At 39.0% G+C, this 13,401-nt stretch carries 13 protein-coding genes; 10 read left to right on the top strand and 3 right to left on the bottom strand.

Annotated elements, in window-relative coordinates:
- Window positions 1-59: 59 nt before the first annotated feature.
- Window positions 60-1,103 carry a quinone-dependent dihydroorotate dehydrogenase gene (locus U735_RS0108495; protein WP_031443412.1) on the top strand — a complete coding sequence of 348 codons (1,044 nt, stop codon included), beginning with the start codon at window positions 60-62 and terminating at the stop codon, window positions 1,101-1,103.
- A 108-nt stretch (window positions 1,104-1,211) separates the two neighbouring features.
- Here the strand turns inward: U735_RS0108495 and U735_RS0108500 are convergent, their stop codons facing one another.
- The gene (locus tag U735_RS0108500) at window positions 1,212-1,634 is read right to left on the bottom strand and encodes a Dabb family protein (RefSeq protein WP_031443413.1); all 423 of its coding nucleotides are present in this window, start codon (window positions 1,632-1,634) and stop codon (window positions 1,212-1,214) included.
- 140 nt (window positions 1,635-1,774) lie between these two features.
- On the opposite strand from U735_RS0108500, the gene U735_RS0108505 reads away from it, so the two are divergent.
- The 7 genes from U735_RS0108505 to guaB all read left to right on the top strand — a co-directional run bounded on the left by U735_RS0108505 (window position 1,775) and on the right by guaB (window position 9,016).
- Entirely contained in the window at window positions 1,775-2,401 is a 627-nt protein-coding gene (locus U735_RS0108505; RefSeq protein ID WP_031443414.1) for a LysE family translocator, read from the top strand.
- A gap of 30 nt (window positions 2,402-2,431) precedes the next feature.
- The gene (locus tag U735_RS0108510; protein ID WP_031443415.1) at window positions 2,432-3,295 is read left to right on the top strand and encodes a hydroxymethylglutaryl-CoA lyase; all 864 of its coding nucleotides are present in this window, start codon (window positions 2,432-2,434) and stop codon (window positions 3,293-3,295) included.
- A 132-nt stretch (window positions 3,296-3,427) separates the two neighbouring features.
- Entirely contained in the window at window positions 3,428-5,008 is a 1,581-nt protein-coding gene (locus tag U735_RS25265; protein ID WP_069858965.1) for a cupin domain-containing protein, read from the top strand.
- A gap of 170 nt (window positions 5,009-5,178) precedes the next feature.
- Window positions 5,179-6,357, top strand: a complete 1,179-nt coding sequence (locus U735_RS0108520; protein ID WP_031443417.1) for a hypothetical protein — start codon at window positions 5,179-5,181, stop codon at window positions 6,355-6,357.
- Between the two features lie 84 nt (window positions 6,358-6,441).
- Complete coding sequence (locus tag U735_RS0108525) at window positions 6,442-6,978, top strand: FMN-binding protein (RefSeq protein ID WP_031443418.1); 537 nt, start codon at window positions 6,442-6,444, stop codon at window positions 6,976-6,978.
- Window positions 6,978-7,478 (top strand): hypothetical protein, encoded by a 501-nt coding sequence (locus U735_RS0108530; protein WP_031443419.1) that lies wholly within the window; start codon window positions 6,978-6,980, stop codon window positions 7,476-7,478. Before U735_RS0108525 ends, U735_RS0108530 begins: the two co-directional genes overlap by 1 nt.
- A 65-nt stretch (window positions 7,479-7,543) precedes the next feature.
- Window positions 7,544-9,016: an IMP dehydrogenase gene (gene guaB, locus U735_RS0108535; RefSeq protein ID WP_031443420.1), complete on the top strand. Its 1,473-nt coding sequence runs from the start codon at window positions 7,544-7,546 to the stop codon at window positions 9,014-9,016.
- A gap of 96 nt (window positions 9,017-9,112) precedes the next feature.
- On the opposite strand, the gene U735_RS0108540 is transcribed toward guaB, so the two are convergent.
- Complete coding sequence (locus U735_RS0108540; RefSeq protein ID WP_227020869.1) at window positions 9,113-9,574, bottom strand: thioredoxin family protein; 462 nt, start codon at window positions 9,572-9,574, stop codon at window positions 9,113-9,115.
- A gap of 132 nt (window positions 9,575-9,706) precedes the next feature.
- Window positions 9,707-10,948: a diaminopimelate decarboxylase gene (gene lysA / locus U735_RS0108545; protein WP_031443422.1), complete on the bottom strand. Its 1,242-nt coding sequence runs from the start codon at window positions 10,946-10,948 to the stop codon at window positions 9,707-9,709.
- 158 nt (window positions 10,949-11,106) lie between these two features.
- On the opposite strand from lysA, the gene U735_RS0108550 reads away from it, so the two are divergent.
- The gene (locus tag U735_RS0108550; RefSeq protein ID WP_031443423.1) at window positions 11,107-11,745 is read left to right on the top strand and encodes an LON peptidase substrate-binding domain-containing protein; all 639 of its coding nucleotides are present in this window, start codon (window positions 11,107-11,109) and stop codon (window positions 11,743-11,745) included.
- 244 nt (window positions 11,746-11,989) lie between these two features.
- Entirely contained in the window at window positions 11,990-13,183 is a 1,194-nt protein-coding gene (gene sucC / locus U735_RS0108555) for an ADP-forming succinate--CoA ligase subunit beta (RefSeq protein WP_031443424.1), read from the top strand.
- The last annotated feature ends 218 nt before the right edge of the window (window positions 13,184-13,401 follow it).

A 13,401-nucleotide genomic window follows, 5' to 3' on the forward strand; every position in this document is an offset into this window, starting at 1 on the left:
AGCGTGTGCTTAGGATAGTTTAGCACGGCTAGTTTGTATTTTTGCGGAAAATAATTTAAATGTATAAGCAGCTTATCCGCCCCATCCTTTTTCAATTTGATCCAGAAAGGGTTCACCATTTCACCTTTAGAACAATTCGTTTGTTGTCCAGTATAGGATTTGCTGGAATATGCAGGACTTTATATTCTGTCAACGACCCTCGTCTCGAACGTGAATTGTTCGGTTTGAAATTTAAAAATCCGGTGGGCTTGGCAGCGGGCTTCGACAAGGATGCCAAGTTGTACAATGAACTATCCGATTTTGGATTTGGATTTATTGAAATAGGGACCTTGACTCCCAAACCTCAGGATGGAAATCCCAAAAAGCGCTTGTTTCGCTTAAAAGAAGATCAGGCCATCGTCAATAGAATGGGGTTTAATAATAAGGGGGTGTTCGATGCTGTTGAAAATCTAAAAAAAAGTCATAGGGTTTTAATCGGGGGCAATATCGGGAAGAACAAGGTGACCCCGAACGAACTGGCAGCAAAGGATTATTTGATATGTTTTGATGCCCTGTTCGACCATGTAGATTACTTTGTAGTGAATGTTAGCTCACCAAATACCCCCGGCCTTAGGGAACTTCAGGATAGGAAACCATTGACAGCCTTGCTTAAGGAATTGAAAAAGGAAAATACCAAATTGGCAAAATTAAAGGATAGGAAGGAAAAACCTATTCTTTTGAAAATAGCTCCCGACTTAACGGATAAGCAGTTGCTGGATATTATTGGCATAGTAAAGGATACGGATATAGATGGGGTAATTGCCACCAATACAACGATATCTCGCGATAATCTGAAATCCGATATTTTGTTAAAAGAAGAAGCAGGTGGTTTAAGCGGTAGACCTCTTACCAAAAGAAGTACGGAAGTTATCCGCTTTTTGTCCCAAAAAAGCAATAAGGCGTTTCCCATTATCGGCGTAGGTGGAATTCATTCAGCCGAAGATGCCCTTGAAAAATTGGACGCGGGTGCCGATTTGGTTCAATTGTATACCGGGTTTATTTATGAAGGCCCGTCACTGATAAAGAGAATCAACAAGGCCATTATTAATAGGCTTAACAGCTGAAAGTGTAGACAGTATCCCTTATATTTCAAGGAATAAAAAAGGGTTGACCATCATTGGGTCAACCCTTTTTTTGGTAGGACGTTAATCTTTATCCTTAAAAGTCTTTAACTATTTGGTCCAATAATCCACCACGGTTACATCTTCCAAATGTGGGGTCAACACCGCCCCAAAAGCCTTATGGTCCGGATGTGGAAGATATATGGCACGATCTGCTTCACTGTGGAAGGTAAGGAAAAAACAATGGGTAAATCCTTTGTCCAATCCTTCAGGACTATTGTTTATTCCCCATTCATAACCCACTATCTGCGGTATTTTGGAAGGTAGGGCGCTAAAAGCGGCCTCTACTTTTGCAATGTCCTCTTTGGAGATATTTGCTTTAAACTTAAAAAGTACTACATGGCGCAATACGCTGTCCTGCTTTTTGGAATTTTCCATACTTATATCCTCTTTCAAATTAGTAGTGTTCGGAATGTTAAAACTCATTAATAATATTGCAGCCAATAGGCTAAGGGTGTAAAAAACTGGTTTCATAATTAAATTTTTGTGGAAGATATAAAAAAGATGAATAATGATTAGTGCTCTGGTAAGATATTTATCAAGCTTTGTTTATGGAAAAGATGGCAAATAATTGGTATTTTCAAGCCCTCATTAATTTATTAATTTAATTCGACATGTATTACGATGTATTATTGGCATTCGTTATGGCTACAGCAATTCTAGCCATTACCCCTGGCCCTGACAATATTTTTGTACTGATACAAAGCATTACCTACGGCCGGAAATACGGTATTGCTACCGTAGCTGGGCTTATGACTGGTTGTCTTGTACATGCAACTCTTTTGGCCTTTGGGGTTTCTGCATTAATAAAACAAAATCCCAATGTTTACTTCTCCATTAAACTTTTTGGTGCGTTATATATGTTTTACTTAGCTTTTTTAGTTTTTAGAAGCAGTGATAAAATAGAAGTAAAAAATGATGATAAAGACCAAAAAACATTAATGGATTTATACAAAAAGGGTTTTATTATGAATGTATTAAATCCGAAAGTAGCCATATTTTTCTTGGCTTTTTTTCCTGGTTTTTTGTTTAGCCATTTTTTAAATATTGTCATACAATTTTACGTGCTTGCTGCTATATTTATATTAGTTTCCTTTACTGTTTTTAGTACAATTGCCATTCTTTCAGGAACTATTTCGAAGTATATAAAGGAGCATGGACAATTGGGAAAAGTCTTGAAATGGCTTCAGATTATCGTTTTTGTGGGTATTGCTGTTTATCTGTTGATATCTGATAAATAATATTAATTTTGATAAAGCTTAAGCAGGGGAATGTCCAATACCGTTAAAATAATAGAATGTCCAAGAGATGCCATGCAAGGTATCAAAACTTTTATTCCAACAGAAAAAAAGGTAAAGTACATTCAATCCCTTTTGAATTGTGGTTTTGATACCATAGACTTTGGGAGTTTTGTTTCTCCCAGGGCAATTCCTCAAATGGTTGATACGGCTGAGGTCCTTTCCCAATTGGACCTATCCAAGACCACAAGTAAGTTATTGGCTATTGTCGCAAACGTGAGAGGGGCAATGGATGCCTCCGAACATAATTCCATTGATTATCTGGGATATCCTTTTTCCATTTCGGAGAATTTCCAAATGCGGAATACCCACAAAACAATTACTGAATCAGTAGCGACACTTGAAGAAATTTTAAGGATTGCAGGAGACTCTGGCAAAGAAGTGGTTACTTATATTTCTATGGGATTTGGGAACCCATATGGGGATCCTTGGAATGTTGAGATAGTGGGTGAATGGACAACAAGACTGGCCGGGATGGGGGTAAAAATATTATCACTTTCAGATACGGTGGGATCTTCGACCCCGGAGGTAATCGACTATTTATTTTCCAACCTGATTCCAAAATTCCCTGAAATTGAGTTTGGAGCCCATCTACATACCACTCCTTCCAAATGGCACGAAAAAGTTGATGCTGCCTACAAGGCTGGCTGTCGTAGGTTTGATGGGGCAGTGCAAGGTTTTGGAGGGTGTCCAATGGCAAAGGATGAGCTCACTGGAAATATGCCCACCGAAAAGATGCTTTCCTACTTTACGGCGGTCAAGGCCGATACAAATGTTAATTGGATGGCTTTTGAAGCTGCATTCAATAAAGCATCCGACCTGTTTTCCAAGTATTGATTTAACCGCTTAAAACGGGAAACACCCAAGGAAACCTTAATGGCAATTTTTGTTGATTAAAGTGTTGAAATCCTCAGTTTACTGATATTTAAATTCCTATATTGTCATTTAATAAGAACCAAATATCAAAAAATGAAAATTCTTCAGAGGCTAATTACCTGCAGTAGTTTATATGTGTTGTTTGTTTTTATAGCGGCATGTCCGTCCAGAGGTACTTCTCAAGAGTCGTATACGACAGGGCCTAATTCAGATAGCTATGAAGGGATACCTCAAGGGAAGGTGAGCAAGCATCAATGGAAAAGCAAAATTTACCCTAATACCATAAGGGATTATTACCTTTATGTGCCAAGTCAATACAACCCTGCCGAGGCTAGTGCTTTGATGGTATTTCAGGACGGGCATGCCTATGTTGACCTTCAGGGTCAATTTAAGGTGCCCACCGTTTTTGATAATCTTATAGCACAAGGAGAAATGCCCGTAACTATTGGCCTGTTTATAAATCCTGGCCATGACTTGGATGCTGCTAAAGTGGATAATCCTTGGAAATCATCAAATAGAAGTCTGGAGTATGACACCGTCTCGGATACCTATGGGAAATTTCTTCTGGAAGAGATGATACCTGAAATTAAGAAAAGTTATAATATTTCCGAAGATCCAGAACTTAGGGCAATTGCGGGTATGTCCTCTGGAGGAATATGTGCTTTTTCAGCTGCATGGTTCTACCCTGAGGCGTTTCATAAAGTATTGAGCCATATAGGAAGTTTAACGGACATTAGGGGCGGACACAATTATCCTTCTATGATAAGAAAGCAAGACCATAAGGATATTAAGGTTTTTTTGCAGGATGGTAGTGATGATCTCAATAATCAATATGGGGATTGGTGGTTGGCGAATTTACAGATGGAATCGGCACTGAAATATAAAGGGTACGACTTTAAGTTCGAAAAAGGTTCGGGTGGCCATAGCGGAATCCATGGAGGTGCTATTTTGCCTGAATCATTGTCTTGGTTATGGAGCGATGTTGTTCCCAATAGAATTGAATCTAATGTATATCGTTTTCCAAGAACTCTGGCCGATTCGGTTATGATCCAAGGTGAAACCATGCATTTTGATAAAATGGAATTCAAAACGGTGCAGCTTTCAAATTCATCGGATGGTCGAAATCTTTTTAATTCCAATCAGGAACAAATCTTGATCATTAAGGAAGGCGAAGTTCAGGTGAAAGTCAATACTAGAACGGAGACCCTAGGAAAAAACAGTGTAATTGTGATTATGCCGGGGGACAAGGCTTTTGTGAAAAGTTTGTCACCGAGTAGTACTTATTACACTATGATCTATAAGTCCAAAGGTAACATGGATGTAAGGAGAGCTAGGAAGAGCGGTGGGTCTACCCTCATTAATTTTGAGGACTTGGATTTCAAAGAGCATGATAAGGGGGGTATTCGGAATTTCTTCCATCGTTCAACGGCCATGTGTCCTTATTATGAGATGCACGTAACTACTTTAAAGTCAGGTATTAAAAGTCATGAACCCCATACTCACTATGCTACGGAGGTAGTTCTGGTAATCAGTGGACAAACCGAGATGGAAATTGGTAATGGCGTTTTTAGGGCCCAGGAAGGGGATTTATACTTTCTTCCCTCCAATGTTCCCCATGCCATTAAGAATATAGGTTCCGGACCTTGTGAATACTTTGCATTCCAATGGAATTAGGGAGCTCTTTTTTCTGCTCATAACAATGCTCCTAACACTAGTTTCTGAAATGTGTTAAAATTCAATATTTATTTAGATTTAGTTTAAATTAAGTTTGTCAGTTTGGTTCTTGCCATTATATTTGCACCCGAAATTTATATTTATCCAATCTAAATAAGAACAATTTTATAATGAAAAGAATTTCTGTAGTATTCGGATTACTCTTAGCAACTGGAGTATTTGCTCAGACTGCCAATGATTCCATTACCTTGGATCCACAAAAACAATTGAATGCGGCCCAACGCTTGCTTTCTGGTAATTATGCCTCGGCAGTTACCGTAGGTGCCTATGGGGAAATGCTTTACAATCAGCCTGAAGGCGACAATGGAGAGATAGATGTACAAAGGTTGGTACTGCTTTTGGGGTATAGGTTTAACGATAGGGCTCAATTTGTCACTGAGATTGAATTTGAGCATGTTGAGGAAGTATATGTTGAACAGGCTTTTGTTAACTATAATCTTGGAAATAGCGTTAATCTTAGGGGTGGTTTAATGTTGGTGCCAATGGGTATTGTCAACGAATTTCATGAACCAACTACTTTCAACGGAACTGAGCGTCCTGCTATGGACAATGTTATAGTTCCTACCACTTGGAGGGAATTGGGAGTTGGTGTTTTCGGGAGGGTGAACGACCTATCTTTGGGTTACCAAGCTTATATATTCAACGGATTTAAATCTACAGAAGCTGACGGCGAAGGCGGAATCAATGGATTTTTGCAAGGTTCCAGTGGATTAAGGGGAGGAAGACAAAAAGGAATCAAATCTACCATCGATACTCCAACCCTTTCCGCTAAATTGGATTATTACGGAATCCCAGGCCTGCGTGTAGGGCTTTCTGGATATTTTGGAAAAACTCAGGCTGCCGATGATGTAGAAGAGCTTACAGGAGCAAACATTGGAATTTCCATGGTTGGCTTGGATGCAAGATACGCACTAGGTAATTTTACGGCAAGAGGACAATTTATATATGCCTCCCTTTCCGATACCGAAGATTACAACGCTTTAACCGGTAGTAATTTGGGTAGCGCTCTGCAAGGATGGTATGTGGAAGGTGCCTACAATCTTTTGCCAGCTGGTAATGAGCAAAAACTGTTTGCCTTTGCCAGATACGAAAAATATGATACCCATGCCGATACAGCGGGTTCTTTGGTAAGGAACGATGCATACAACAAAACGGATGTAACTACAGGCCTTACCTATCATTTAGCACCGGGAGTTGTGTTGAAAGGGGATTATCAATTTAAATCTAACGCGGTAGACAATAGTGATCTTCAAAATGTATTGAATTTTGGTATAGGAGTTTGGTTCTAATCCAGAATAAGTAAAATTTTCAATTCATAGCCCTAAATATCTTAATTATTATTAAAAATGATTCTAAATTAGTATATTTGGGGCATGAATTTTAGAAAACGGATAACGGTTATTTTAGCTTTTTTTTCTTTGATGTTTTTTGGGTTTGGAATCCCGAAAAATGTTCAAAAGAAAATGGACAAGGAAGTGGAAAAGATATTTGATACCACAAATTACTCCTTGACGTCCTTTGCTGTTTCCAAGACAGTAAACGAACAACTTCCGACCAAGATTACTACTGATAATTTCTTCCATATAAAACAGGGCAACACCTTGCTGGGATACGCCTTTGTAGATCAGGCACCCAGTAAGACTGCGCAATTCGATTATTTGGTCATCTTCAATCCCAATTTGGAAATCATCCACTCAAAGGTCTTGATATATCGTGAAGAGTACGGTGGGGAAATTGGAAGCAAAAGGTGGTTGGAGCAGTTTACCGGAAAAACAGGTAAAGATAGGGTTAGCCATGAAACCAATATAGACGGTATTTCTGGCGCAACAATTTCGGTACGTTCCATGACTACATCAATGGATAAGCTGTTGCAAACAGTTGGCATTCTTCAAGAAAAAAACTTGCTTTAATGGGTTATGACGGTCTCTTATTGACATTGCCCAAGGGAATAAAATGGTTTGTTGCCACCTTTGTTCTTGTACTGAGTATTGGCTTTTATACTGGCCTTTTATTTGTTTCTGAAACCAGTACCGCCTCTCCCCACGGCATTGTGGAAAATTATTTGGGAAATGAGGAGGATGAGGAGGCAGAGGTAATGAAGTTCAAAAAAGGGGAACGGGAAATGCTAACCATTATACATACCCATATTCTTTCCATGTCGCTCATTTTTTTTCTACTTGGTGGACTGGTATGGCTCGCCAAACTTTCTCACAAGCTTAAAATGTTCCTTACAATAGAACCTTTTTTATCAGTGATTTTAACTTTTGGGGGCATTTATTTAATGTGGTCGGGGTTACTATGGATGAAATATGTGGTTATCCTTTCAGGTATTTTAATGACCTTGACCTTTAGTGTTGCTGCATTATTGGTGCTTTATCAATTGTGTAAAAAAACGGTAACAGTCAATTAACACAATAACTGTTCATCAGTTCTTTTAAATGTAGTATATTTGCACGCAATTAATCTTTAATTGCTATGCAAGCTCACCTAAATAAAATTGTTGGCGAAGGTCTTACGTACGATGACGTACTTTTGGTTCCAGCATTTTCAGAAGTACTTCCCAGGGAAGTCAATATTCAAACAAAATTTACTAGAAACATTACGATCAATGTTCCCATTGTTTCGGCAGCTATGGATACCGTAACGGAATCCCGTATGGCCATTGCCATTGCCCAGGAAGGTGGAATTGGTGTTTTGCATAAGAACATGACCATAGAACAGCAAGCGCTGAAGGTACGCAAGGTAAAACGAGCGGAAAGCGGTATGATCATAGATCCCGTTACCCTGCCTTTAAATTCAAAGGTAAGGGATGCCAAAGCAAATATGAAGGAATTCAGTATTGGCGGGATACCCATTGTAGATGATAAGGGTAAACTTATAGGTATCGTAACCAATAGGGATCTTCGTTTTGAAAAAAATAATGATCGTCCCATTTCCGAGGTTATGACCTCCAAAAATCTAGTTACTGTAGCCGAAGGAACTTCTTTGGAGCAGGCCGAGGATATTTTGCAGGTAAACAAAATTGAAAAATTACCCGTTGTTGATAAGGACTACAAGCTTGTTGGGCTTATTACCTTTAGGGATATTACAAAACTTACCCAGAAGCCAATAGCCAATAAGGATCAGTATGGAAGATTGCGTGTTGCTGCTGCCTTAGGGGTTACCGGTGATGCCGTGGATAGGGCGGAAGCTCTAGTGAACGCGGGTGTAGATGCCGTTGTAATCGATACTGCGCATGGGCATACCAAAGGTGTAGTCACTGTTTTAAAGGAAGTAAAAAAGAGATTTCCAGATTTGGAAGTTATTGTAGGTAACATAGCCACTGCAGAGGCTGCCAAGTATTTGGTAGAGGCCGGAGCGGATGCCGTGAAAGTAGGAATAGGTCCCGGTTCTATCTGTACCACCCGTGTGGTAGCAGGGGTTGGCTTTCCTCAATTTTCAGCGGTATTGGAAGTAGCAGCGGCAATTAAGGGTAGTGGGGTTCCCGTTATCGCCGATGGAGGAATACGTTATACCGGAGATATTCCCAAGGCTATCGCGGCAGGGGCCGATACAGTTATGTTAGGTTCTTTGCTGGCAGGAACCAAGGAGTCGCCTGGTGAGACCATTATCTACGAAGGACGTAAATTTAAATCCTATAGAGGGATGGGTTCTGTAGAGGCCATGAAACAAGGTAGTAAGGACAGGTATTTCCAAGATGTTGAAGATGATATCAAAAAATTGGTGCCAGAAGGTATCGTGGGTCGTGTTCCCTATAAAGGAGATCTTTATGAAAGCATCCATCAATTTATTGGCGGCCTTCGTGCCGGGATGGGATATTGCGGGGCCAAGGATATAGAAACACTTAAAGAGTCCGGAAGATTTGTTAAGATTACCGCGAGTGGAATCAACGAAAGCCATCCACATGACGTAACCATTACTAAGGAGTCACCCAACTATAGCAGGTAAAATATACTTGCAGTAGATATATTTAGATAATAAAAAAAGCCGGTCACAGCCGGCTTTTTTATTTCTTTATCTTGGATAGATTTAATGTAGATTTTACTATTTACTTTCGCTATCGTAGGTGTTCCAGTCTTTCTCCTTGTGGATATTTTCACCAAAATACTTCGCTATTTTTAGAAAAGGTTCTGGCTTTTGATAGCCGGGAACAGGGGAAAGCATATTCATCTTTTCATCCAAGAATATGGTTGTAGGATAACTCATTTTACCCTGCATCAATGCTGCTGCAAATTCATGATATCCGTTTCTTCCCGAAGGAACAAATTTAAAGGTTTTGCCTCTGAAAACAATAGGTTCCTTACCTTCTCCATCCAACTTTACCATATAATAGTTTTTGGACATGTATTCGGCAACTTCTGCATTCTGAAAGGTATCCTTATCCATTTTTTTACACCATCCACACCAGTCGGTATAGACATCAATAAAAATTTTCTTCGGATTTTGCTCCGTTTCAGCCAATTTGGCGGCCTCATCCCAACTAAGCCATTTAACTTCCTGTGCCATGCTACCAAGGGGTAACACGGCTAAACAAAAAAGAATAGCTTTTTTGAAAAATGATTTGGAAACTAATTTCACGACCATATTTTAAGGGATTAGTCCGATGACAACATCAAAACTAACGAAATTTCGGCAATTTTATTTTGCTATTGCCTTTTCTTTAACAGTACTGAACAAGTCTTGGACATCGATCTGGTTTTTGATGAGGTCGTCAAAAGTTTCTCTTTCCCTTATAAGAATTGCTTTCCCTTTATGCCATAAAACCTCGGGCGGTCTAAATCTTGAGTTGTAATTGCTGGCCATAGTGAAACAGTACGCACCTGCATTTTTAAAGCATAGGATATCCCCTTCGGAAATCTCACTAATCCGCTTATTGCTTGCAAAAGTATCGGTCTCACAAATATAACCCACGACGGAATAATATCTTTCACGTCCTTCAGGATTGGAGATATTTTCAATACTGTGGATGGCACCATAAAACATGGGGCGAATAAGATGGTTGAATCCAGAGTCTACACTGGCAAAAACAGTTGAAGTGGTTTGTTTTACCACATTGACTTTTGCTAGGAAGAAACCGGCCTCACTGACCAAAAACTTACCTGGCTCAAAAGCCAAGGTCAATTCCCTACCATATTCCTTGCAAAAAGAGTTGAAACGTTTTCCTAATTTTTTACCCAATTCTTCAATATTGGTTTCAATATCCCCTTCTTTGTAAGGTACTTTGAATCCACTTCCGAAGTCTATAAATTCAAGATCTTGGAAATTCTTGGCTGTTTCAAAAAGAATTTCGGAGGCATAAAGGAATACATCTATATCAAGAATGTCACTTCCAGTATGCATGTGTATCCCATTTACCTTCATATTCGTAAGATTAACGATACGCAGTAAATGAGGTATTTGGTGTATGCTGATACCAAATTTGGAGTCAATATGCCCTACTGAGATTTTAGAATTTCCTCCCGCCATTACGTGCGGATTTATTCTAATACAAACAGGAATATCCGGATGCTTGCTGCCAAACTGTTCTAAAATGGATAGGTTATCAATGTTGATACGTACCCCCAATTTAGCTGCCTCTTCTATCTCCTCCAAGGACACACCGTTTGGTGTAAATATAATAGAACTTGGCTCAAAACCGGCCATGAGTCCCAATTGAACTTCTTGTATGGAAACGGTATCAAGGCCGCTGCCCAAACTGTTCATCAATTTTAAAATGGCAATATTGGAAAGAGCCTTTGTGGCGTAATTTAATTGTAATTTTTTTACGTCTTTAAATGCATTTGTCAATCTATGAAACTGGGAAATTATTTTCTCAGAATCGTATACATAGACTGGGTCACCATAAGTTTGTGCTATCTTTAATAAGTCAGTGTTTCGCATTGTTCAATATTTTGTGCAAATTTAGACTACTTATTGTTTTTGAGCAAAAATATATAGCAATAGTTGAAAAATGTAACATATTGTTATTTATATAACAATGGTTGAATGATTAGGGTTTGATTTTAGTTGAGTCCGTTGTAATTTTAAACAAAAAAAATATGTTGCTACCTATGTTTCCTTTACCGTCCGTTTTTTTTCCTGGTGAAATTGTGGCCCTTCACATTTTTGAAGAACGCTACAAACAATTGATAAGGGATGCCAGGGAAGCACCTATGAACTTTGGGGTTCCTGCTTATATTGATGGAGAAATAGCATATGGAACGGAGCTGGAGCTAAAGGAAATAATAAAGACCTATGATACTGGCGAGATGGATATTGTTTGTATTGGCCGGCGAACCTTTAAAATCAATACTTTCCAAAAAGTTATGGACGGCAAATTGTATTCGGCGGGACAGGTGGAATATTTACCATATTATGATGATAGCGTTAGGACCTTGGAAGAAAATGTCCTTGGCCTTATTATTGAACTATATGGTCTAATGGATGTGTCTATTTTGGGCCTTACGGTAGAAAATTTTGATATTTATCAATTGATACATAAGATAGGACTTTCCCTGGCTCAAGAATACAAACTCCTGAAAATGAATTATAAAAGTGAGCGTCTATTGTTTATAAAAGCTCATTTAACCAATACCATTCAAGTTTTAAAGCAGGTAAACCAATCTAAGGAAATGATCGGGATGAACGGACATTTCAAAAATTTCGATCCCATAGATTTTAGGGAATTCAAAATTTAAAATGAAAGCAAAAAGTAAGGTTTTCTGAAAATTGTTAGATTCTTTCTTTGACATATCACAGAGACTCTGCCCATGGCATATTGTTCTTATTGGGATAAAACTTAGAAGTGGTGTTTCATTTATTTTTGGCTTTAGGCGGTACAATTTACTTATACTTGGGGCCAAGTATTTTCTGTTTTATTTAATTAGGGTAAATCCGCTGTGTTTCCTATTTTTGCAACTAAACAATTAGAACCTTCAATTTATGAACCTTCACGAATATCAAGGAAAAGAGATTTTAGCGAGCTTTGGAGTACGCATTCAACGCGGTTTAGTGGCTTATAATGCCAAGGAAGCAGTAGATGCTGCCAAACAATTGACCCAGGAAACCGGTACCGGTTGGCATGTAATTAAGGCCCAGGTTCACGCAGGTGGACGAGGAAAAGGAGGTGGAGTTAAATTGGCGAAGAACTTGCGTGAGGTAGAAGATATTGCAGGATCTATAATTGGTATGAATTTAGTTACTCCGCAAACTTCTGCGGAAGGTAAAAAAGTACATAAAGTTTTGGTTGCAGAGGATGTTTATTATCCTGGGGACAGTGAAACCAGTGAATTTTATATGTCCGTTTTATTGAACAGGGCCGCTGGTAGAAATATGATCATGTATTCTACCGAAGGTGGAATGGATATAGAGGAGGTTGCAGAGAAAACACCGCACCTTATTTTTACGGAAGAAATAAACCCAGCTACTGGTTTATTGCCTTTTCAAGCAAGGAAAATAGCTTTTAACTTGGGCTTGTCCGGAACGGCTTTTAAGGAAATGACCAAGTTTGTTACCAGTTTATACAAGGCTTATGTGGAGAGCGATGCAAGTTTGTTCGAAATAAACCCTGTTCTTAAAACATCCGATGATAAGATTATGGCAGTGGACGCCAAAGTATCCATTGATGATAATGCACTATATAGAAGAAAGCAATATGCAGAAATGCGGGATTTGCTAGAGGAGAATCCAATTGAGGTAGAGGCAAGGGCTGTAGGTCTTAACTACGTCGACTTGGATGGAAATGTTGGTTGTATGGTGAATGGTGCAGGACTGGCCATGGCTACAATGGATCTTATAAAAATGGCCGGTGGTGAGCCAGCCAACTTTTTGGATGTAGGGGGAACCGCTGATGCCAAAAGGGTAGAAGAAGCCTTCAGAATTATTTTGAAGGATCCAGCTGTCAAATGTATCCTCATAAATATTTTTGGTGGTATTGTTCGTTGCGATCGTGTAGCGCAAGGGGTAGTGGATGCCTACAAAAATATGGGAGATGCCATAAAGGTGCCTATTATTGTAAGATTACAGGGTACCAATGCTGAATTGGCCAAGGAAATTATTGATAATTCTGGTTTGGCAGTACATTCCGCAGTTCAGTTTCAAGAAGCTGCTGACAAGGTGAAGGAAGTATTGGCATAATACCAAGAAAGTATAAAAATCAGAAAAGAGGGCGTCTAAAAAGTATTTCAACCCCTCCATAATTTGCGTATTTGAGAATAGTTCTCCGATACCTACCCGAATAAAAAAGAGGCTGTCTTGACTTTTTAGACAGCCTCTTTTTTGTTGAACGTATTTTACGTTGAATACCATTAGTTCTCGATAAACCAAGGTAGTCTTATCCTAGAAAAGTTCTGAGG

This window comes from Arenibacter algicola, from assembly GCF_000733925.1.
In the GTDB taxonomy this organism is placed as follows: Bacteria; Bacteroidota; Bacteroidia; order Flavobacteriales; family Flavobacteriaceae; genus Arenibacter; species Arenibacter algicola.